The 23,872-nt window shown below is 29.6% G+C and carries 20 protein-coding genes; 4 read left to right on the forward strand and 16 right to left on the reverse strand.

Annotated elements, in window-relative coordinates:
• Nucleotides 1-19 precede the first annotated feature (19 nt).
• The 15 genes from hisH to AAC008_RS00720 form a co-directional block, all read right to left on the reverse strand.
• Entirely contained in the window at nucleotides 20-601 is a 582-nt protein-coding gene (hisH, locus tag AAC008_RS00650; protein WP_339886798.1) for an imidazole glycerol phosphate synthase subunit HisH, read from the reverse strand.
• The gene (hisB, locus tag AAC008_RS00655; RefSeq protein WP_339886799.1) at nucleotides 601-1,737 is read right to left on the reverse strand and encodes a bifunctional histidinol-phosphatase/imidazoleglycerol-phosphate dehydratase HisB; all 1,137 of its coding nucleotides are present in this window, start codon (nucleotides 1,735-1,737) and stop codon (nucleotides 601-603) included. The genes hisH and hisB overlap by 1 nt, the downstream gene beginning before the upstream one ends.
• Entirely contained in the window at nucleotides 1,730-2,779 is a 1,050-nt protein-coding gene (gene hisC / locus AAC008_RS00660) for a histidinol-phosphate transaminase (protein ID WP_339886800.1), read from the reverse strand. Before hisC ends, hisB begins: the two co-directional genes overlap by 8 nt.
• Nucleotides 2,772-4,061: a histidinol dehydrogenase gene (hisD, locus tag AAC008_RS00665; protein WP_339886801.1), complete on the reverse strand. Its 1,290-nt coding sequence runs from the start codon at nucleotides 4,059-4,061 to the stop codon at nucleotides 2,772-2,774. Before hisD ends, hisC begins: the two co-directional genes overlap by 8 nt.
• Before the next feature lie 35 nt (nucleotides 4,062-4,096).
• Nucleotides 4,097-4,954, reverse strand: coding sequence for an ATP phosphoribosyltransferase (hisG, locus tag AAC008_RS00670; RefSeq protein ID WP_339886802.1), 858 nt, complete (start codon nucleotides 4,952-4,954; stop codon nucleotides 4,097-4,099).
• A gap of 252 nt (nucleotides 4,955-5,206) precedes the next feature.
• Entirely contained in the window at nucleotides 5,207-5,914 is a 708-nt protein-coding gene (locus tag AAC008_RS00675; RefSeq protein WP_339886803.1) for a VIT family protein, read from the reverse strand.
• A 3-nt stretch (nucleotides 5,915-5,917) separates the two neighbouring features.
• On the reverse strand, nucleotides 5,918-7,033 hold the full coding sequence (locus AAC008_RS00680) for an efflux RND transporter periplasmic adaptor subunit (RefSeq protein WP_339886804.1): 1,116 nt from the start codon (nucleotides 7,031-7,033) through the stop codon (nucleotides 5,918-5,920).
• Nucleotides 7,034-7,098: 65 nt separating this feature from the next.
• On the reverse strand, nucleotides 7,099-11,436 hold the full coding sequence (locus tag AAC008_RS00685; protein WP_339886805.1) for a CusA/CzcA family heavy metal efflux RND transporter: 4,338 nt from the start codon (nucleotides 11,434-11,436) through the stop codon (nucleotides 7,099-7,101).
• 100 nt (nucleotides 11,437-11,536) lie between these two features.
• Entirely contained in the window at nucleotides 11,537-11,914 is a 378-nt protein-coding gene (locus AAC008_RS00690) for a hypothetical protein (protein WP_339886807.1), read from the reverse strand.
• Between the two features lie 86 nt (nucleotides 11,915-12,000).
• Entirely contained in the window at nucleotides 12,001-13,398 is a 1,398-nt protein-coding gene (locus tag AAC008_RS00695) for a HAMP domain-containing sensor histidine kinase (protein ID WP_339886809.1), read from the reverse strand.
• 12 nt (nucleotides 13,399-13,410) lie between these two features.
• Nucleotides 13,411-14,073 (reverse strand): response regulator transcription factor, encoded by a 663-nt coding sequence (locus AAC008_RS00700; RefSeq protein WP_339886810.1) that lies wholly within the window; start codon nucleotides 14,071-14,073, stop codon nucleotides 13,411-13,413.
• A 185-nt stretch (nucleotides 14,074-14,258) separates the two neighbouring features.
• Complete coding sequence (locus AAC008_RS00705; RefSeq protein ID WP_339886811.1) at nucleotides 14,259-15,734, reverse strand: DUF3570 domain-containing protein; 1,476 nt, start codon at nucleotides 15,732-15,734, stop codon at nucleotides 14,259-14,261.
• 6 nt (nucleotides 15,735-15,740) lie between these two features.
• Nucleotides 15,741-15,950: a DUF4266 domain-containing protein gene (locus AAC008_RS00710; RefSeq protein WP_339886812.1), complete on the reverse strand. Its 210-nt coding sequence runs from the start codon at nucleotides 15,948-15,950 to the stop codon at nucleotides 15,741-15,743.
• Nucleotides 15,951-16,934, reverse strand: a complete 984-nt coding sequence (locus AAC008_RS00715; protein WP_339886813.1) for an FAD:protein FMN transferase — start codon at nucleotides 16,932-16,934, stop codon at nucleotides 15,951-15,953.
• Nucleotides 16,934-17,368, reverse strand: coding sequence for a thioredoxin family protein (locus AAC008_RS00720; RefSeq protein WP_339886814.1), 435 nt, complete (start codon nucleotides 17,366-17,368; stop codon nucleotides 16,934-16,936). The genes AAC008_RS00715 and AAC008_RS00720 overlap by 1 nt, the downstream gene beginning before the upstream one ends.
• Nucleotides 17,369-17,544: 176 nt before the next feature.
• Between AAC008_RS00720 and AAC008_RS00725 the strand changes: the two genes are divergently transcribed.
• The 4 genes from AAC008_RS00725 to AAC008_RS00740 all read left to right on the forward strand — a co-directional run bounded on the left by AAC008_RS00725 (nucleotide 17,545) and on the right by AAC008_RS00740 (nucleotide 21,701).
• A complete protein-coding gene (locus AAC008_RS00725) occupies nucleotides 17,545-19,638 on the forward strand; it encodes an LTA synthase family protein (protein WP_339886815.1) in 2,094 nt (697 codons plus the stop codon).
• Nucleotides 19,639-19,708: 70 nt separating this feature from the next.
• On the forward strand, nucleotides 19,709-20,803 hold the full coding sequence (locus AAC008_RS00730) for a glycosyl hydrolase (protein ID WP_339886816.1): 1,095 nt from the start codon (nucleotides 19,709-19,711) through the stop codon (nucleotides 20,801-20,803).
• A gap of 108 nt (nucleotides 20,804-20,911) precedes the next feature.
• The gene (locus AAC008_RS00735) at nucleotides 20,912-21,187 is read left to right on the forward strand and encodes a hypothetical protein (RefSeq protein WP_339886818.1); all 276 of its coding nucleotides are present in this window, start codon (nucleotides 20,912-20,914) and stop codon (nucleotides 21,185-21,187) included.
• 25 nt (nucleotides 21,188-21,212) lie between these two features.
• Entirely contained in the window at nucleotides 21,213-21,701 is a 489-nt protein-coding gene (locus AAC008_RS00740; RefSeq protein WP_339886819.1) for a hypothetical protein, read from the forward strand.
• A gap of 123 nt (nucleotides 21,702-21,824) precedes the next feature.
• Here AAC008_RS00740 and AAC008_RS00745 read toward each other — a convergent pair whose 3' ends face one another.
• Nucleotides 21,825-23,852 (reverse strand): hypothetical protein, encoded by a 2,028-nt coding sequence (locus tag AAC008_RS00745; RefSeq protein ID WP_339886820.1) that lies wholly within the window; start codon nucleotides 23,850-23,852, stop codon nucleotides 21,825-21,827.
• Nucleotides 23,853-23,872: the final 20 nt, after the last annotated feature.

Here is a 23,872-nt window from a genome sequence, read left to right on the forward strand (position 1 = left end):
TGTTCCTTCTCTTTAGTTATTATAAGTTTAAAAAGTTCTTTAATATTTGTTCTCCAAAAACACCACTTTTTTCTGGATGAAATTGTACACCGTAGAAATTATCTTTTTGTAAAGCCGTTGCATATTCCATTTCATAATTAGTTGTTGCAATCATTTCTGAACATTTTGGAGCATAATAACTGTGGACTAAATACATGAACTCATTCTCTTTAATGTCTTGAAATAATGGTGATTTTAAATTGTAAATAGTATTCCAACCCATTTGGGGAACTTTGACTTTATTTGAGAATTTCAGTATATCTACGTCAAAAATTCCGAGTCCTTTTGTGTTTCCTTCTTCGGAAGATTTGCATAACAATTGCATTCCTAAACAAATACCTAAAACAGGTTGTTTTAAAGTTGGAATTAACAAATCTAAACCACTTTCTTTCAGTTTTTTCATAGCACTACTCGCTTCACCAACACCAGGAAAGATAACTTTATCAGCTTTTTGAATTTTGTTCCAATCGTTACTCAAAACTCCAACAAAACCTAATCTTTCTAAGGCAAATTGAATGCTTTGAATATTTCCAGCACCATAATCAATAATTACAATATTCATTATAACATTCCTTTTGTTGATGGTAAAATCATTTTTTCTACATCACGTTTAACGGCTACTTTTATAGCTTTTGCGAAAGCTTTAAAAATAGCTTCAATTTTGTGGTGTTCGTTTGTGCCTTCCGCTTTTATGTTTAAGTTGGCTTTTGCTCCATCGGTAAACGATTTGAAAAAGTGAAAAAACATTTCCGTTGGCATTTGTCCAATCATTTCTCTTTTGAATTCTGTTTCCCAAACTAACCAATTTCTTCCACCAAAATCAATGGCTACTTGTGCTAAACAATCATCCATAGGTAAACAAAACCCGTAACGTTCTATTCCTAATTTAGTTCCTAAAGCTTTTGCAAAAACTTCTCCTAAAGCAATCGCTGTGTCTTCAATGGTGTGGTGTTCGTCTACTTCTAAATCACCATTGACTTGAATATCTAAATCCATTTGTCCGTGACGAGCAATTTGGTCTAACATGTGATCGAAGAAGGCAATTCCGGTTGAAATTTTACTTTTTCCTGTTCCATCAAGATTTAGAGTAATAGAAATATCCGTTTCATTTGTTTTTCTTTGAATAGATGCTGTTCTATTTTCCAATTTTAGAAATTCATAAATTTTTTCCCAATCGTTTGTTTCTAAAGCGATAGTTGGCTGTAATTCTTCTTGTTTTACAAAGATTTCAGTAGTTCCCAAATTGGTGTTATCATTGATAAATATTGCTTTAGAACCTAAATTTTTAGCTAATTCAACATCAGTTAATCTATCTCCAATTACAAATGAATTTTCTAAATCATACGCTTCAGAAAAATAGTCTGTTAGTAAACCAGTTCCAGGTTTTCTTGTATTGGCATTATCTTTTGGAAAGGTTCTGTCTAGAAAGACTTTATCAAAGACAACACCTTCATTTTCATAGGTTTTCATTATGAAGTTGTGAACAGGCCAAAAAGTGTCTTCAGGAAAAATATTTGTTCCTAAACCATCTTGATTAGTTATCATTACCAATTCATAATCCAATTCTTTAGCAATTTTACTCAAAAAAGGAATGCACTTTGGATAGAAAATCATTTTGTCAAACGCATCGATTTGTTCGTCTTGTGTTTCTTTTATTATCGTTCCATCTCTATCGATGAATAATACTTTTTTAGGCATATTGTAATGTTTTTAAAAGTTGTATCACTTTTTCGTTTTCTTCTTTTATTCCTATGGTTATTCTTAAACAGTTATCACATAAAGGTTGATTGCTTCTGTTTCTAACAACAATTCCGTTATCAATAAATTGTTGGTAACGCAAATCAGCGTCATCTACTTTTATTAGAATGAAATTAGCATCTGAAGGTATAACTTTTTCGATAAAATCTACCGTTTTTAAAGCTTCAAATAATTTATCTCGCTCTAATAAAATTTTTTTGACTTGAAAATCTAATGTGCTTTGTTGTATTTTCTTGATAGCTTTCTCTTGTGAAAGTATATTTATGTTATAAGGTGGTTTTATTTTATTTAAAACCGATATAATTTCCGAAGAAGCGTATAAAATTCCAATTCGCATTCCAGCCATGGCATATGCTTTAGAAAGTGTTTGGCAAATTATTAAATTTGGATATTCTTTTAGCAATAACAACCAACTGTCTCTTTCAGAAAAATCAATATAGGCTTCATCAATCAAAATCAAACCATTAAAATTACTTAACAAGTCAAATACGATTTTGTCTGAAAAAGAGTTACCAGTTGGGTTATTTGGAGAACATAAAAATAAAATTTTCGTGTTTTCATCTGTTTTGCTTAGTATAGCTTCAGCATTTGGTTGAAAATCATCTGTTAAAAGAACTGCTCTATTTTCTACGGCATTTATATTGGCTAAAACTTCATACATACCATAAGTTGGTGGTAGTGTAATTACGTTGTCCTTATATGGTTCACAAAAAGCTCTGTATAACAAGTCTAAAACTTCATCACTACCATTTCCTAATAAGATATTTTCTACTTTAACATTCCTTTTTTCAGCAAGAAGCTCTTTTAATTCCAATTGCTGAGGATCTGGATAACGATTTACACTATTGTCAAATGGATTTTCGTTAGCGTCTAAATAAATCATTTCATGCTTGAAATCTTTGAATTCATCTCTTGCTGACGAATAAGGTTTCATGTTTAAAACATTAGTTCTAGTTAGTTTATTAATATCGAAATTAGTCATTTTTTAAAGTATTTAATCTTAGTGAAACGGCATTTTTGTGAGCTTGTAATCCTTCGGCATCAGCCATAAGTTCTATCGCTTTACCTATATTTTGAATTCCTTTTTCTGATATTTTTTGAAACGTCATAGCTTTTAAAAAGCTATCTAAATTCACCCCACTATAACTTTTAGAATATCCGTTAGTTGGTAACGTGTGATTAGTTCCTGATGCATAATCACCAGCACTTTCTGGTGTGAAATTTCCGACAAAAACAGAACCCGCATTTTCAATTCCGTTGATGAAAAAATCTTCGTTTTTAGAACAAACAATAAAATGTTCAGGAGCATATTCGTTTATTAGATTCAACGCTTTTTCATCTGAATCCATTAAAATTAGATTGGAATTGTTTATGGCAACTTGAGCAATTTCTTTTCTAGGCAAAGCTTCTAATTGCTTGTAAATTTCTTCTTCAACATCATTTAACATGTTTTTTGAAGTAGTTACTAAAATGACTTGACTGTCTTTTCCGTGTTCTGCTTGACTCAATAAATCAGAAGCTACGAATGAAGGAACAGCTGTTCCATCTGCAAAAACTAACAATTCACTCGGACCAGCAGGCATATCAATAGCTACTCCATTTTGAGAAGCAAATTGCTTTGCAATCGTTACAAATTGGTTACCTGGTCCAAAAATTTTGTAGACTTTATCAATTGTTTTTGTTCCAAAAGTCATGGCAGCGATTGCTTGAATGCCACCAACTTTATAAATTTTAGTCACACCACAAAGAGAAGCTGCAAATAAGATAGCTGGATTGATATTTCCGTTTTTATCAGGTGGTGTACACAAAATAATTTCCTTGCAACCCGCAATTGTAGCTGGAACAGCCAACATTAAAACCGTTGAAAACAAAGGAGCAGAACCACCTGGAATATACAAACCAACTTTTTGAATTGGTCTTTTTTCTTGCCAACACTGAACTCCTTCTGTGGTTTCAATACTTATTTTTTCGGTTTTTTGAGCTTTGTGAAAGTTGTAGATGTTCGATTTAGCTAATTGAATGGCCTCTTTCAATTCATTGGAAACTTGTGCAACTGCTTTTTCAATTTCAACACTTGAAACTATTAAATCTTCTATTTGCACTCCATCAAATAAAGAAGTATATTTCGCAACAGCTATATCTCCTTTTTGTTGGACTTCTTTAAAAATCTGTTTTACGGTTTCTTCAACATCATCAAAAGTTTGAGTTGGTCTTTTTAAAATTTCATCCCAATTTTCGGGTTGTGGATTATATATTTTGTTCATTTTGAAGTAATTAGTGATTAGTAAAAATTAATTAGTCAAAGAACCATTTTTTCGATTGGACAAACTAAAATGCCTTCTGCTCCAGCTTCTTTTAATTGGTCAATAACATCCCAAAAAGTATCTTCTTCAATTACTGAGTGAACGCTACTCCAACCTTCTTCCGCTAAAGGCATTACAGTTGGACTTTTTAAAACAGGAAGAATTGAACTGATAATTTCTATTTTGTCATTAGGTACGTTCATTAGAATATATTTCGATTTTCTAGAACGTAAAACTGATTGCATTCTGAATTGAAGTTTGCTTAAAATAGCTTTTGATTCTTCAGAAATTTGTGGAGAAACGGCTAAAACAGCTTCACTTTTTAAAATGACTTCTACTTCTTTTAATCCGTTTTTGAATAAAGTACTTCCACTAGAAACGATGTCAACAATTGCATCTGATAATCCAATATTTGGAGCAATTTCAACGGAACCTGAAATTTGGTGAATGTCAACCGAAATTCCTTTTGAAGAAAAATAATCAGTAACTGTTTTTGGATAAGATGTTGCAACTCTTAATCCGTTTAAGTCATTTACAGTGTTGTATTTAAAGGCTTTAGGAACAGCTACAGAAACTTTACATTTTGAGAAACCTAATTTTTCAGCTACTTGAATGTCGTTTCCTTTTTCGACTAATAGATTATCTCCAACAATAGCGATATCTACTACTCCATCGATTAAATACTGTGGAATATCTGAATTTCTTAAGAAGTAAACTTCAAGTGGAAAATTAGAAGCCTTTACTTTAAGTTGGTCATTTCCATTGTAAACAGAAATACCTGAATCTTTTAAGAGCTGAATACTTTCATCGTACAAACGACCTGATTTTTGAATAGCAATTTTTAATATATTCATTTTAATTTTGAGAAATGTCTGAATATATCAAGTGCAATTCTTGGAAAGAAAAAACCCGTTTGATATACTCAAACGGGTTTATAATTATTTTGGTTTATTACACAAAAACATCATTGCCTAGCTTGAGCTTGGTTTAAATGATGATGATGATGTAATTGATTTGTAAACATAATTTGTTGTTATTTTTTAACACTGCAAATATAAAGGCATATTTTCTGAATAAACAAATTTTTATGAAAATTTATAGTTTGTTTAAGCTAATTGAACTCCAAAAAAGTGTCCGACTAAAGCAGTTAACACCATAGCAATCGTACCCCAAAAAGTGACTCTTAGTACAGCTTTCAATATGCTTGAACCTCCAGTTCTTGCTGCTAATGCACCTAAAATTGCTAAAAATAATATGGCTAATCCGTAAAGCGAATATTCCATTGTTTTCATTGGTAAAAATAAAGTTACTATAAATGGTAAAATTCCACCAACTGTAAAGGCTGCTCCAGATGCTAAAGCGGCTTGTAATGGATTTGCTTGACTTATTTCGTTTATTCCTAACTCATCTCTTACATGAGCTCCTAATGCATCATGTTCGGTTAATTCTATGGCAACTTGTAAAGCGGTTTCCTTTTTCAAACCTCTTTCTACGTATATTTCGGTTAAACGTTGCAACTCGAGTTCAGGCATTTCTTCTAGTTCAATTCTTTCTCGTTCAATATCTGCTTTTTCGACATCAGTTTGCGAACTTACAGAAACATATTCACCTGCAGCCATAGATAAAGCTCCAGCAACTAAGCCGGCTAAAGTTGCTAGAATTACTGGTTCACGAAAATCGCTTGCTGCTGCTACTCCAATAGCAATACTTGAGGTTGACAAAATTCCGTCATTAGCTCCTAAAACCGCTGCTCTTAACCAGTTGCTTTTATGAATGTAATGATTGTCTAAATAGTCATCTGCTTGATTTTCCATAGTTTAAATGCTATCAAATACACCTTTTGTAAGTATTTTTGAGTTTTTATTTACTTTATTACTTTCAATAATTTCTATAGATTCGGCTGACTTCTCTCCTACTTTGACTTCTGTTTTTTCAAAGATATAATCAACTTTTGAATTATTTTTAACTAAAAGTACATAATTTTTATCATTTTCAGTAATTAAAGCATCAGTTGGAATAGCTAATCCTTTTTTAGAATCTGTTAAAATTGTTGCTTCTACAAACATTCCAGTTAATAATCGTTGTTTTATTGCATCATCTAAGTGTCCGTGAATCATGATTGTTCTGTCGTTTCCTTCAATAGATTTTCCTACCAAAACTACTTTAGCCTTGAATTCTTCTTTTGAAGCTTGTGGAACCGTAAAAACAATATTTTGATTTTCTTTAACTTGAAGAATGTCTTTTTCAAAAACAGCTAATTCAACATGTAAATGATCTGTATCAACAATTTCTAAAATAATATCTGAAGGAGCCATAAACATCCCCACATTTGCATTCATAACCGTTACATCACCTGCAATTGGTGCATAAATTGTAATAGTTGAAGTCAAATTTCCTTTCTGCACTTGAGCTGGAGAAATGTTTAATACTTGTAGTTTCTTTTTTAAACTTTGGTACATTCCATTAGCTCTTTTATAATCACTTTGTGCTTTTAGATAGTTTTTTTGGGAAGTGATTTTTTCATCATACAAGGTTTTTTGTCTTTCATATTCAGATTTTAAATAACTGATTTGTTCAGCCACTTCTAAATAATCTTTCTGAATGTCAATGAATTCAGTGTTTTCAAGAGTGACTAAAGCTTGTCCTTTTTTGATTTTATCACCAATTAATAAATGGGTTGATTTGATATAACCTCCTAAAAATGAAGTGATTTTAACTCTGTTTTCTGGTGGAACATCAATTTTTCCTGTAGCTTTTACACCAACATTAAAGTCTTGTTCCATTGGAGAACCAATTTCCATTTTCATGGTTTGAAATTGTTCTTTTGAAATTGAAATTTCGTCTTCATTTTTTGCAACAGTTACTTCTGTGGCTTCTTGTTTACAAGCCGTTAAGAGTAATCCTGATAGAAATATATATAGTAGCTTTTTCATTTGTTTTTGTTTTATTTTTGTAACTAATTAAGGATCTGTTTTCTGAAATCTGAAAATCTGAAAATCTATTCTAAAGTTATGTATTGTAAATTTAATTGCGTTAAGTTGTATTGTAAAAGAGTTTCTAAATAATCCATTTGAATGGAAGTTGCATTTTCTAAACTCATTATGTATTGAAAAAAGTCAATTTCTCCATGTTTGTAGCTCATGTCAGCCACTTTTATGATTTCTTCGGATAATTTCTTTCCATATTGATTATAATAATTGATTCCTTCTTGAAATTTTTCTAAAGTTTGTTTTTGTTGGCTTAAATGTGCTTCGATTTTAAACATTTCATTTTCTTTTTGAGCTTCCCAACTTTGTAATTCAATTTTAGCCACTTTGTTTTTGGCCACATTTCCATTATAGAATAAAGGTATTGAAATTCCCACTTGAAATCCATATAAAGAAGAAGATAAGCCTGTGTTTTTTCCTTGAAAATATTCTAAATGTAAATCGGGTAAAGCTTGTTGTTTTTGAAAGGATATTTGTTTTTTATAAATATCTGTAACATTCTCATAATATGATTTGTATAATTCTTTATTATTAGTATTACTTAAATTATTTTCTGCTTTTAATTCTGTTGAAGAAATTACTAATTTTTCATCTGTTTGCACTAAAGATTTAAGCTTGTCATAAAACCCAATTTTATCCTTTTTAATTTGAATTAATTTGGTGTTAATTTGACGAAATTTAGCCTGAGCTGTAATTTTTTCTAAGTAATTACTTTCTCCTAATTCGAATCTTCTATCACTTGCTTTTGAAAAATTTTGATACAAACTATCTAAATAATTGTATAATTTTTCTTGATGTTGTACAAATACGATTTGATTATAAACTGTAGAAATTTCACGAGTCAATTGACTTTTTTGTAAATCTAAATTTGAAATTTCTTTTTCATATTGAGCTTGTAATACTTTTTTATGTGCTCCATAAACTGTTGGAAACGCAAAACTTTGTTGTACTCCAAAAACCTTTAACGGAATATTATTTGCAGGTAAATTGTTCTGATCATAACTATAATAAATATTAGTTTTGTCAATAGAATAAGCCGTTTTTATAGATGCTTTTGCTTTATCTACTTGCAATTGCATTGCTTTGATATTATTGTTATTTGCAATTCCTTTTGATACTAAACTATCTAATTCAGGGTTGTTGTTTTGAGCAAATCCGAAACCTGTAAACATAAAAAACAGAATGATATAAGTTCCTGATGTATGTTTTTTGAATTTTGGCTTTTTAAATTCTTTGGTATCCATAATCTTATATAAAACAGGTAAAACTAACATTGTTAATAATGTAGCTGTGAATAAACCACCAATTACAACAGTTGCTAAAGGTCTTTGCACTTCTGCACCAGCTGAAGATGAAATTGCCATTGGTAAAAATCCTAAAGCTGCAGCTGCAGCAGTTAATAAAACTGGTCGAAGTCTATCTGTTGTACCTTTTAGAATTAATTCATCTATATTTTTCATGCCTTCATGTTTTAATTCTTTGAAATGTTCTATTAATACTATTCCGTTTAGAACGGCTATTCCAAATAAAGCAATAAATCCAACTCCAGCTGAAATACTGAAAGGTAAATCGCGAATCCATAAAAATAAAACACCACCAACTGCAGATAAAGGAATCGCAGAATAAACCATTAAAGCCTCTTTTACAGAACCAAAAGCAAAATACAATAAGATAAATATCAAAAATAAAGCAATTGGAACAGCAATTAGCAAACGAGCTTTTGCACTTTGAAGGTTTTCAAATTGTCCACCATAAGTGACTCTGTAACCTGTTGGTAATTTGATTTTTGTATCTACAATTTTCTGAATATCATCTACAACACTTTGTAAATCTCGGTTTCTAACGTTAATTCCAACTACAATTCTTCTGTTGGTATTATCTCTTGAAATTTTTGCTGGACCAGTTGTGTATTCAATATTTGCTAGTTCTTGTAATGGAATTTGTTGTCCATTTGGAGCCGAAACATATAAATTTTGAACATCTTGAATACCTGAACGATTTTCTTTATCTAGACGAATTACCATGTCAAAACGTTTTTCACCTTCGAACACATTTCCTACCGTTTTTCCTGCGAAAGCTAAAGATAAAACATCATTTAAATCGGCTATATTCATCCCAAATTGAGCTATTTTCATTCTGTCGTACGTTACAGCCATTTGTGGTAAACCTTCTGTTTTTTCGATAATAATATCCGAAGCACCTTCTACATTTTTGATTGCTTTGGCAATTTCGTCTGCTTTTCGGGCTAAGATTTCTAAATCGTCACCAAAAACCTTCACAGCAACATCTGAACGTGTTCCTGAAATTAATTCGTTAAAACGCATTTCTATTGGTTGCGTGAATTCGATTTCCATATTTGGAATCTTCTTTTCGATGGCTTCTTTTATTTTATCGGCTAATTCGTCTTTAGAGTTAGCTGAAACCCATTCTGATTTTGGTTTTAATTTGACAATTACATCACTTTCTTCCATACTCATTGGATCTGTTGGAACTTCGGCAGCTCCTATCCTACTAACTACTTGATCAACTTCTGGAAAGTTTTTTAATATGATTTGTTCGATTTTAGTTGTTGTTTCAATAGTCTTGGTTAATGAAGTTCCCGTTTTTAAAACCGGTTGAATTACGAAATCTCCTTCATCTAAAGTTGGAATAAATTCACCACCCATAGTTGTAAATAAGACTATTGCAAAAACCAATAAACCTAAAGCACCATATAATACCTTTTTTGTATTGGCTATTGCCCAAGTAATTAGTGGTAAATACCAAGAATTCAGTTTATTTATTAAACGTTTTGAAATGGATTTTGGATTTTCAGCAGTTGGTTTTAGAAATAATGATGAAACTACTGGAACATAAGTGAAGCAGAATAACATAGCTCCAACTAAAGCAAAACTAAATGTCATTGCCATTGGTTTAAACATTTTTCCTTCAACACCTGAAAGAGACAGAATTGGAATAAATACAATTAAGATGATTAATTGACCGAATATAGCCGAATTCATCATTTTGGAGGCACTTTTATACGTTATTTCATCAATTTGAACTTGTTGATCTTCTTTAGATAATCCAACTAAATGCTTGGATTTATGAGCGATTTGAAAAGCTATAAACTCGACTATAATTACGGCTCCATCTATTATAATTCCAAAATCAATTGCTCCTAAACTCATTAAGTTAGCATCAATTCCGAAAATATTCATAAATGAAATTGCAAAAAGTAAGCATAATGGAATTACTGATGCAACCACTAATCCTGAACGCCAATTTCCTAATAATAAAACCACTACAAAAATCACGATTAAACAACCTAAAATAAGGTTTTCAGCTACTGTGAACGTTGTTTTTCCTACTAATTCACTTCTTTCTAAAAATCCGTTGATATAAACACCTTTTGGTAATGTTTTTTCGATTTCTAAAACTCTTGCTTTTACATCATCAATAACTTGTTTAGAGTTTCCTCCTTTAAGCATCATGACTTGACCTAAAACTTTTTCACCTTCACCATTTCCTGTTATGGCTCCAAAACGATTGGCTGAACCATAACGAACATTGGCTACATTTTTAACATAAATTGGATTTCCATTTACATTTTTTACGACAATGTTATTGATATCTTCAATAGATTTTACTTTTCCTTCTCCACGAATAAAATAACTTTGATTGGTTTTTTCGATATAAGCTCCACCTGCAATACTGTTATTCTTCTCTAAAGCCGAAAACACATCATTAATTGAAATATCCATCGCTTTAAGAGCTGAAGGTGTTATTGCAACTTCATATTGTTTTAGATATCCACCCCACGTATTTATTTCCACAACTCCATTTATACCAGATAATTGACGCTTAACTACCCAATCTTGTAAGGTTCTTAAATCGGTTACTGTGTATTCATCTTTATATTCTGGTTTTACTTCTAAAGTATATTGATAAATTTCTCCTAAACCCGTTGTAATTGGTCCCATTTCTGGAATTCCAAATCCTTCCGGAATTTTTTCTGAAGCTGATTTTATTTTTTCGGCAATTAATTGTCTTGGTAAATAGGTTCCCATTTCGTCAGTAAAAACTATTGTTACTACTGATAATCCGAATTTTGAAATAGAACGAATTTCTTCCACTCCAGGTAAATTTGCCATTTCTAATTCAACTGGATAAGTAATATATTGTTCAATATCTTGTGTAGAAAGATTTTGAGAAGTTGTGATAACTTGTATTTGATTATTGGTAACATCAGGAACAGCACCAATGGAAATTTGAGTGATTGAATACACTCCAAAACCAGCAATTCCTAAAATAAATAATAGAACAATGAATTTATTTTTTAAGCTGAAAGCTATAATTTTTTCTAACATTTTAATTAAATTGAATAATTAATAAAGAATATCTATCTAATTAACAGATAAATATAATTAATAAAATAGAAATTAGTTATAATTTCTAAACAATAAAATGTTAGGCTATTTTAGGTGGCATCCAAATCGAAGTAAATAAATTTGATTTGAATGATTTAGTATAAAAAAACTTCTTTTTAACTGAAATTAAGGGTTTTATAATTTCAAGTTGAAAGGTTACCGCTGAAAATGTAAACAAAACATGAGTAGAATTATCAAAAGTTTTGAAAGGTAAATTTTCATGTTCTTTGTCGTTATTATCCGTGTTTTTAGAATAATGAACTTTTATAAATTGAGTAAAAGAATTTGAATCACTATTTACTTCTGTTTGGTATTCTTTGTAATGTTCAATTAGATTAGGGATTTTCAAGAATTGCCCTATTGATGTGTTGGCACACAAAAATATAGTTATTAGAAAAATGGCAAATACTTTATTCATCTTGTAAAATTAGTAAAAAAAATTACTTTACTATGTAACTTAAATCACACAAATATAAGCTAGTTAACTTTAAGAAAGATTAAGAGTTACTTAATTTCTTCTTCGGGAAAACTTAAAACTATTGTAGTTCCTTTGTTTAATTGTGATTCTATGTTTATTATTATGCTTAATAATTCGCAAAGTCTTTTTACGATTGATAAACCCAAACCAGTTCCTTTAATGTCTGGATGATTTAAGCTTTCGGATCTAAAAAAAGCATTGAAAATTTTATCTTTATCTTCTTCAGAAATTCCTATTCCTTCGTCGGTAATACTACATTTTACAACATTGTTTTCATTGTATAGCTTAACTGTAACATTTGAGTTTTCTTCAGAATATTTTAAAGCATTTGAAAAGATATTACTAAGAATTATTGAAACTAAATTATAATCGGATTGAATATAAACTTCATCTTCAAATTGGTTATTTATTTTGCATTGTTTGTCCTTTATTTTTTCTGAAAAACGGGCTGAAGTATCTAATAAAAGAGCATTTAACAAAACACTTTCTGATTTAATATTTTGCTTTTCATTTTCAAATCTTGCTAATAATAATAGTTCGTCAACCAACTTATTTACTCTATCAACTTCGCTAATGCAAAAATTAATTTTTTCTTCATACTCTTGTTTTTCACGTGGTTTACGTATCAAAACCTCAAGTGTACCTTTAATTATAGCTAAAGGAGTTCTTAATTCGTGAGAAGCATCAGAAGTAAATTGTTTTTCTCGTTTAATTGCATTTTCAATTCGATTTAATAAATTATTAATTGTGTCTGATAATTCATATAATTCGTCTCTATTATCTGGGAGTAAAATCCTTGTATTAAGATTGTCTTTAGTAATTTTATTGGATGTTTCTATAATAGTTTTAACAGGCTCAATACTTCTTCCAACAATGAATCTAGCAACTAAAAATAATATACCTAGAACTAAAGGAAAAGTTAACAATAAGGTATATCGCAAATTACGTAACACTAAATTAGCATCTTCTAAAGACATAGCGATAATTAAATAACCAACTGTTTTTCCTTTATATGTTATATCGATTTGAGATTGTCGGATTAAAATTTGATTCAATTTAGCATCAAAATAAAGTGGTACACCTTCTTCTGATTTATGAAATATTAATTGTGAATTCTTTAGGTTTGGAGATTTATCAAACATTTTTCCTTCAGTATTTGTAAACTGAATAAAAATTGGATTTACATCTAAAGTATTATGCTCTTTTTCTTTCCATTCATTTTGATCAATTAGGATAAAGCCTTCATTTGTAATACTAATTTCTTCAAATAATTTTGTTTTTTCTATTGCAATATCGTTTTCAATATGTCTATAAACAGATTCTTTTACACTAATATAAATCACAGTAAATACAACAGAAATCAATAAAGCTGTAGTAATAATGTAATAAAAGGCAATTCTGTTTCTATATGAGAATGAAAGCATAGTAATTTAGTTTTAATCGTTGGCAATATAACCAACTCCACGAATAGTTTTAATTAAATCATTCTCTTTATTAAAGTTTATTTTTTTTCGAATAGCATTCATAAATACATCTATAACACTAGTGTCGTATTCAAAATGAATGTTCCAAACGTCTTCAATGATTTGATTTCGAGTACAAACTTTTCCTTTGTTTTTAATTAAGTAAGTCAGTAATTCGAATTCTCTCTGTGTCAAAGAAATTTCTTTATTATCAACAAGAACTTGGTATTTTAATAAGTTTATTTGAATGTTTCCCAATGTTAAAATATCAACAGTAGTATTCTTTCTAAAATATATTTTAACGCGTTCTAATAACTCTTCAAAGCTAAACGGTTTTTTTATATAATCGTTTGCTCCTGCTTTTAATCCTTCAATCGTTTCTTGAACGGTATCTTTTGCCGTTAAGAATAAAATAGGTACATCAAGATTTGTTTTTCTTATGGTTTTACAAACATCAATTCCAGTTACTTTTGGTAACATCCAATCTAATAGGATTAAATCAACATCTACAGATATAGCTAAATCAATTCCTGATTGACCATTAGTAGCTGTTAAAACTTCATAACCTTCTTCTTCTAAACCTTGTTTTAGAAAGTTTGCAATACCTATTTCATCTTCAATTACTAAAATTTTCATTTTGAAATTATTTACTATATAAAATTAATACTATTCTATCCAAAATTAAATTTAATTATAATCATTTAATCAAATATTAAGATAAGTAGTGTTTCATAAAAAAAGGAAATCAGTTTCATAGGATACAATACCTAATAAAACTGATTACAAAACTAACTTATTTTAGTTTTAAATCTAAACTCTTGTTACATTACAAATTTAAACCCAATACTTCCAATATTTGCATTAAGCCCATCACTTCTTGTATAATGATTAAATCTGAAGTCAATGTTTTTCAATCCAAATTTCCAAATTTGAAAATTGGTAAAAATATCAACGTAGTTTACGCCAAACCCAAATTGATTGGCATCAAAAGTTGATAAGTCATAATCCGAAGTATAATATTGTTCTGTTGAAAGATGTTTTTCAAAACCTGCAAAATATTTAGATTGTTGTTGTGTATAATAACGATACATTGGAAAGACAGTGAATTTATCAGAAACTTTAATTGGTAATTCAATACTTGCTGTATGAGAAGTGATGTCCCAATTATCCCAATAATACCTGTAATAAGTTCGTATAGTGACTCTTTCATTCAGATAATAGTTCAATCGCGCACCAACTGGAATTTTTGTCCTTGAATCTGGTAATCGTTCAATATCATCTGCTAATCTATAAACACCAATGTTTGCTTCGGTTTCATAAACAGGAATGTATTGAGTTAGACCAATGTAAAAATTAGTTTTATCTGCAAAATATACTCTATGATATGGTGTTGAAAGCAGTCCTTGTTGTTGTATTACATCAAAGAATAATGAGAATTGCATTTTTTTAGTAGCAACTTGTGAAAACCCAAATGAAGCTGAATATGAATTTCTATTAACTTTATCTAAAGTAGAAAATTTAGAAGGTAAATAAGTTTCAGTTGCTTCAGGTCCATTTTCATTTATAATTGTTACCCCATTAAAATAGCCATTAGTTGAATAACTTGCTCCATATTTTCCAAATTCGCTTAATTCTGTTGGATAAATTGGTCTCCATTGGTCTAAATATACATTTGCTTTTAGAGATAATTCTGAATTTTTATTGTTGAATAATTTGGCAATTCCACCTCCAAAACCAACAGATGTATAATCATATTCGTTTGAAAATGAAACATCCGCATTCCAATTGAAATTTCTATCATCACTACTGTGGCTATAATTTGCAACTAGTGAAACTAATGCATCAGAGGCCGAAGCACCTGATGACGCTTGCCAAGGTGTTCCTATTGGTGTAGATGTGTCTCCAGTTCCAGAAGCAGCTGTTGCAGTTTGCCAATTTGTACCACTATTTTTTGCGGAATGCTTATCATCATCTCCATTTGAAGTATTAGCGGCATAAAATGGATTTATATTACTAGAAGATGCTGAAGTATAAGCAGAAATCCCAACATCAATGGTTAAAATATCATCTGCATTCATTGGAACAGAAATTACAATATTTGATGCAAAATCTGATAAATCTTCAGAACCAATTCCACCGGCAACAGCAGAATGAACACCATCTTGCTTATAATAACTTGATAAGAAATCTACTTCTGTAGTTTCTAAAATACGCTTTTTATAGACAATACTATCTTTAACTTGCGAAAAAGAAAGTGTTGAAAATAAAATTAAGCTATATAAAATGTAATTTTTCATATTCAATTAGTTACAACCACAACCTCCACCAGTTTTTCCTCCATTTGCACCTGCAGCAGCTTCTCTATAAACTTGAAAGGCAGTTTCATAACGTTCTGTAGTTTGAGCTGTTAACTTCATTGAAGGATCGTTAATGTTTTGTTTCTCATACTCTTTTACTGAATTACAAGATTGCAAAGCCATAAAAAGGATACCTATAAAAATTAGTTTTTTCATTTATTCGTATTTTTTTAAATCTATATTTTTTGAAGTATGAATTGCTCCTTTATCATCAACAATTATACATTCAACTCCTTTAATTTGATTTACAAAATCAAGCCCTACTTCTACTCCCATTACAAAAATTCCGGTCGCAAATGCATCAGCAACTTCGGTTTTTTGGGCAAAAACTGAAATACTTACAATTCCGCTTGCAGGATAACCCGTTCTGGGATCAATAATATGAGAATATCTCTTACCATCAAAAGTAACAAATTTTTCATAACTTCCTGAAGTTTCAACAGCTGTATCTTTTAAAGGAAATGTAGCGAAAACTTTATTCTTATTCATTGGATTTATGATTCCAATAGTCCAAGGTTTTCCATCTATTTGTTTTCCCCAAGTACTAATATCTCCTGAAACATTTACAATTCCAGCTTCACAACCTTTTGATTGCAATAGTGCTTTTAATTTATCGGCTATAAATCCTTGTCCTATTCCACCTAAACCCAACTTCATTCCTTCATTTTTTAGGAAAATTGTAGTGTCTTTTGGATTTAGAATTACGTTTAGATAACCTACTTTTGAAACTGATTTTTTAATTTCTTCTTCAGTAGGCATTTTGGTCATACTTCCATCAAATTTCCAAATTTTATCCATCGAAGCATAGGAAATATCGAAAGCTCCGTTTGTTAATTTTGAGATTTTTAAAGCTCTTTCTACTAAATCATAAACTTCAGTATCCACTTTTATGGGTTGAATTCCAGCATTTGTATTGACACTTGAGATTTGTGAAGTTGGAATCCAATCGGAAATTAAATTTTCAATTCGTTTTACTTCATCAATAGCAAGGTTTGCATAGTAGTTTCCTTGAACAGAATCTTTAGCAACTACAGTTATATCAAAAGGACTTCCCAAAAGAGAAGCCGTTTTTTTGAATGTAACTTGACTAAATGCTACAAACGAAAACAATAATGATATGAAAACTAATAGTTTTTTCACTACTTATTAAATGATTTTAATTTTAATATATATTCTTTGTCCGTTATTTTTTCATAACCCATAATTCCAAGTACTTTACCCTCGTTATTTAAGATGACAACTTTAGGAAAACTTCCTTCTGGATTATATTTTTCGGCTAATTCTTGATTTATTTTTGTTTGCTCTTCTGATAATGCATTCGCTTTTTTCTTAGGAAAATCAGCTTTTAAAAGAATCCAATTTTCTGAAGCTGCTTGTTTAAAGGCTTCAGATTGCCAAATACTTTTATCCAATTTAATGCAAGGTGCACACCAATCTGAACCAGAAAAAACAAGTATTATATTTTTTGATTCATTAGTAGCATCAATTTTTGCTTCATCAAAACTGGTTTTCCAATCTTGAGCAGAGACTAATGAAGTAACTAAAAGACAAATGATTACTAGTACTTTATACATAATTTCTATTTTTAAACAAAATAACGAATTTTACAGTTATTAAGTATAAAAATATGAGTTTATTTAAGCTAATCTTAAGTTCTTAATTACTTAACCTTAAGTCAATCTTAAGTAATCCTTAAGTTAAAAAAAGAAGTTCTCAAATACCTTTGATTTATAAATTTGAATCAATAAACATGAAATTTCCTAAGCATATTGCACCTTTTAAAAATTTAGCTATCTTTTATTTACTTCTTGGATTTGTTTTGAGATTGATACTTTTATTTCATCCCATAACACAATCCAAATTTGGAGTTTTAGCCATCTTAAAAATATTTTCATTCGGACTTTTATCTGACTTACTTATATTTACAGTTGCAAGTGCTTTTTTATGGCTTTATTTAATCTTTTTATCCGATTCAAAATTCAATAAACCTTGGGGTTATGTCTTATTCGGTGCTTATTTAGCTTTGTTAATTTATATTTTATCTGGAAAAACAATTTTAAATGAATATGGTGGCGTTTTGCCTGCATTAGGAATTGGATTTGTAGGTATAAAAACTTTATTAATTGGACTTTTATTGTTCTTTCCTAAACAAAGAAAAAACATTAGATTAGCTGTTTTCTCTATTACAATTTTTATTTTTGTCTTAATAATCATTCAAAATGCAGTTAGTGAATTCTTCTTTTGGAATGAATTTGGAGTTCGTTATAATTTTATTGCAGTTGATTATCTTGTTTATACGAATACAGTTATCGGAAATATTATGGAATCTTATCCAGTGGTTCCTTTGTTTGCTGGTGTTGGATTAGTTGCTTTACTTTCGACTTATATCATCGTTAAAAAATCTAAAATATACTTAGAAACTCTCCCAACGTTTATATATAAGTTAAAAGTGATTGGAGTTTATACTATATTATTTATAGTCTCCTTAAAAATGATTCCGGTTTTAGCAAATCAAGAAGATTCTTCAAATATTTTTACGAATGAATTACAAGCCAACGGAATTTATAAATTCTATGGTGCTTTTATGCAAAGTGAATTGGATTTCTTTAAGTTTTATGAAACAATGCCAAACAACGAAGCTTATGCTTTATTGAAAAATCAGATTTCAAATATTGGTAATGACACAACACTAAGGCATATTGCTTCAGATTCTACAGAAACTAAAATGAATGTTGTTTTGATTACCATAGAAAGTTTGAGTTCTGAATACATGAAACTATATGGAAACGAACAAAACATTACACCTTTCCTAGATTCATTGGCTTTGCAAAGTCTAAATTTCTCTAATTTATATGCCACTGGAAATAGAACCGTTCGTGGTTTGGAAGCTATGACATTAAGTATTCCTCCTACTCCTGGTGAAAGTGTTGTAAAACGAGAAGACAACAAAAACAAATTCAGTACAGCAAGTGTTTTTAAGAAAAAAGGCTACCAAACTAAATATTTATATGGAGGTGATGCGTTTTTTGATAACATGCGTGACTTTTTTAGTGGAAACGGTTATGATATTGTAGACAAAACAACGTTAACACCAGAAGAAATCACTTTTGCGAATATTTGGGGTGTTTGTGATGAAGATATGGCAAACAAAGCCCTTAAAACGATGAATGAAGAAGCTAAAACTGGGAAACCGTTCTTTAATCATTGGATGACCGTGAGTAATCACAGACCTTTTACATATCCTGATGGAAAAATTGATATTTCTCCAACTATAAAATCACGTGATGGTGGTGTAAAATATACCGATTATGCTTTGCGTCAGTTTTTTAATAAAGCAGCTAAACAACCATGGTTTAAAAATACAGTTTTTGTAATTGTAGCCGACCATTGTGCTTCTAGTTCTGGAAAAACAGAATTGCCAATGGATAAATACAGAATTCCTGCTATGATTTATGCACCAGGATTTATCGCACCAGCAAACAACAACAAATTAATGTCGCAAATAGATTTAATGCCAACACTTTTTGGATTATTAAACTTTGATTATGACAGTAAATTTTACGGACAAGATGTTTTAAAAGACGATTACAAACCAAGAGCTTTTATTGCAACATACCAAGATTTAGGATTTATTAAAGATAATGTTTTAACGATTATTTCACCCGTAAAACAATTAAAACAATTTGCTTTAAAACAATTGGATAACCCTAAATTAACAGAAGATTTTAGAATTTTCTATGATGAAACCTTAATGACTACAAAACGACAAGACTTAATCAAAGAATCAACTGCTTATTATCAAACTGCTTCTGATATGTTAACTAAGAAGAAATATGAAAAATAATATTTTATAATTCAAAAATCATTAAATTTGAGTGCAGACATTTAAAATTGTTTGCACTCATTTTTTTATTATGAAAATCGCAAACTTATATAGTACCCTTTTTTTTGCATTTTTAATTAGTTGTTCTTCAACTCAGAAGAATCAAGTATTTAAAGTTAATTCAAGTAATAAAACAAGTTCTAAATTTGAACCAAAGGATAGTGAATGTTTGGTATTTATTGGTCAAGATTTGGAAGCAATTGGTGGATTAGACAACTACACTAATGGTTATTGTGATATTTTTGAAATGCCTGCTGGAATAACACTTTACACAGGATTTTCTCCCAATAAAGAATCGTACGGATATTTTCAAAAAGGTAATGATGGTTTGAAATCGATTGTAAATTGGGGTGCTGGTGATACTTGTTTGCAATGTGTTTTAGAAGATAAAGATTTTGACAATACAATGATTTCAATAGGTTTGTCAATGGTTGATAATGAAAAAAAGGTTGCTAATGGAGAACATGATGCATTAATAAAAGAATTAGGAACTTGGATAAAAAACAGTAAAAGACCTATTTTCTTGAGAATTGGGTACGAATTTGACGGCTGGAGTTGGAATCACTATAACAAAAAACACTATTTAGAGGCTTGGAAACGCATTCATTCTATGTTTAAAGAAATGAATGTAGATAATGTTGCTTTTGTTTGGCAATCTAAAGGAAATGGTTCTGGTCAGCAAGTTTTAGAAGATTGGTATCCTGGTGATGAATTTGTAGATTGGTGTGCTTACTCCTATTTTGATAATCCTGATACTGAAATGTTGACTTTTGCAAGAAAACACCAAAAACCTGTTTTTATTGCTGAAGCTACTCCAACTTTAAGTATTGATGGTTTGTATTTTAATTCTCGTTTAGGCAATCCAAAAGTGGCTTATGAAGCTTGGGAAAAATGGTTTATTCCTTTTTTTAAAACCATCAAAGACAACAAAGATGTTATAAAAGCTTTTAGTTATATCAACGCTAATTGGTCCAAACAACCTATGTGGATTACTAACAAAGTATTTGAACAAGTAGATTCTCGAATTCAAATAAGTGATTCTATTAGCAAAAAATGGAAAGAAGAATTGATGAATCCAAGATATTTAAATGCTTCTCCAGATTTGTTTGAGAAATTGGAAGAGTGATTTTTTTCTGTAAATAGTCTTACAGAAATAGTTTCTGAATTGGTTTTTTTGTTAGATTTGATTTAATAAGTTGTGAATAAAATACAATTTTGCTAAAACCATAATGAAATGAAAACGTTATATTCAACTCTTTTAATTTTTCTATTTACTTTTTTTTGCTTCGGACAAAATCAAGATTCATTGATTACTGTTGATATTGAAAGTGGAAAAACTATTAAAAAATATATTCAAGGTAATCTTGAAAGTTTTGAAACAGAGTTGTACGCTGTTAATTATGGAAATATATTAAGCTTTTCAAAGAAAAATGATACCATATTTATTGAAAATGCAGATGAATCAGAAGCAATAATAAAAATATATTTAAAAAACAAAAAAGCAGGTTAGTGAACTAATCTATAAAAAAAAGCAATTGTTACATTTAGAAACTATTGATTTCGACCTAAATAAATTACCTTCAAAAAGTATAATTACGGCAAACTTGATTAATGACGTAGTAGTTGCTTATGTTAGCAAATCTAACATGGAAAGTATTGATAGTCTTGATAGTGATGATAGAAATTTTGATAAAAGTTTTAAACTTTTTGCAAGAATGGAAAGAGAATCAAACTTAGCAGCAATTGATTTAATTTTAAATTCACTTGCAGATTTTTTCTCAAAAGAAGATGTTCTACTAAGAATTTATTATGGAAAATATGCCGAACAATTTACACCATTATCAATTTGTTACTTGGAAACTAATGACTTAGGAAAAATTAAAGATGGCATAATTTGGACAAAGAATGAAGGTACAAATGGAAATTATAAAATTTACAATAATGAAAAAATAATCAAAACTGAAAATAAAAACTTAAAAGATTATCAAAATATTTTAATGGAATATTTAGAAACAAGATATTAATATTAGATTGAAAATCTATATTCTTAAAAAAATCAAAGTTAGAAAGTTAGCGAAAATCACTTCAAAATTCTATAATACATACTGAATGTTTAACATATAAGTTTAAAATTATTCAACAAATCTCTACAACAACCCATTATACTTACGAACAAACCATTCCGTAGCCAAAGCAATAGCTAATAAAACCAACAACCAAACCCAATCAATTAAAGGAGATTTTTTAACGATTTCTTTTTGAATGGCTTTGTAGTTATCGTTTGCCAATAAATTATCAATTAAAGCATCAATATTGGTAGGATAAAAAGCTTTTCCGTTGGTATTTTGAGCCAATTGATCTAAACGACTTTTGTCTGCGTTTACGAATTGTTTCTCGATTTCAAAATCAAGAATCTCAAAAGAACCTGAATATTTGTTGTTGCTGTTCTTTTCTGTAACGGTGAAACTGTAATTTCCAGCTTCTAAATTGTCTAAACTCACTTTGTATTCGTTGTTTCCTTTTAAGAAATCGTAAGTTTTTGAAGTGTTTTTAGTCTTGTTTTGAAGATTGATGGCCAATTTAGCATTTTCATCAAATTCGTAGTTCTTATTGAAGAATTGTGCTGTAATTTCAATAGGTTCACCTGAATTGTAAAATGATTCGTGATTGACAACTAATGATTTTTTAGCACTATTTGTAGTCAAGAATTGAACAATTTTGTCCATAAGCGTATCAAATTGCGTGAATTCTTTCGTTTTAACGTGACTTTCGATTCTCCATTTCCAAATATTTTCACCTAATAAATAAGCATTTCTATTGGCACCATTTTCAGAAAAACTCAACATTGGATTTTCAACATCAATTCGATTGATTTTTGAACCTAATAAAACCGAAACATTGCTATTCGTTTTCACAGAACCAAATCCGTTTTCCAAAGGTGGAAAATAATCGAAACCAATATTGTCTTGTGCAAAAAGATTGAATTGTTCCTTAAATGAAGCTACATAATTCTCTTTTTGATTAGCCATTTTAAAGGTTAAATCGGTTTGAGATTGATTCATAACATTAAAATCAGTTGACTTTCCTGTGATGAAAAATGCATTTAATCCTAGTTTTTTAGCTTGACTAATTACAGAAGAAAATTCATTAGTTGGTTGATAAAATATACAAACATTAAATTTTGTTAAATCGCTAATTTCCTTTGGTTTAAGAATTGTTACTTTACGTTGTTGATTAGCTTCAATACTTCGTTTAATAGCACCTAAATCTGGATGATTTATAGTAGAAATTAACGCAATTTCTTTTCTTTGGTCTAAAACTTCAACTGCAAAATATTTAATATTATTTGTTTTGTTCTTTTCGGTTAAATTACTTGAAACAGTAACCGTGTATTTTTTTGTTCCAATTGAATTCGCATTTAACAAAGCAGTAACGGTTTTTACCTTTTGATTAGCAGAAAGGGAAACGGTTTCTTTAAAAATCACACTTCCATTTTCAGTAATAGAAACATTTGCAGAAATTGACTTTTGACCGTTATATTGCACAAATACTTCAACCGGAAATTTATTCTTCAAAAACGCATATTTATTCACGTTTACTTGATTGATTTTTAAATCTTCCACTTCTGTCGTATCACCAACAATTATTGGAAAAATATTTGCATTCGACTGAAAAGAATAAATATAATCGCTTCCTTGAGTTTGATTTCCATCAGTAACTAAAATCACAGGGAAAATCGGTGCTTTGTACAATTGCTTTATATCTTTAGCAACTTGATCAATTTTAGACTGTTTTCCTTTGAAATCCAAAGCTTTATCTTGATAAATTTCGTCGTCAAACAAATAAGTCTGAACTTCAAATTTATCTTTCAACTTGCTATTTTCACTTAAAGCTTTAAAAATCTTTGTAGTATTTTCAGAAGCTTCTAATTCACTGATTGATTGCGAATTATCAAAAAATATAGGCAAAGGAGTTTTAGATGTTTCCAACGTTTTTCGAGAAATAATTGGATTAATCAACAACAAAAACACCGTAAAATAAGAAACAAAACGCAAAAAAGTCAAAAACAAATTTAAAGTTGACTTGTTCTTGACTTTATATAAGTATTGATAAAAAGACAATAATCCAGCGATTACTACTGAAAGAATTAGAAGGAAGATTGTGGTTTTGGTCATTATTTTTTAGTGTTCAGTGT

This window comes from uncultured Flavobacterium sp., assembly GCF_963975515.1.
Classification (GTDB): Bacteria; Bacteroidota; Bacteroidia; order Flavobacteriales; family Flavobacteriaceae; genus Flavobacterium.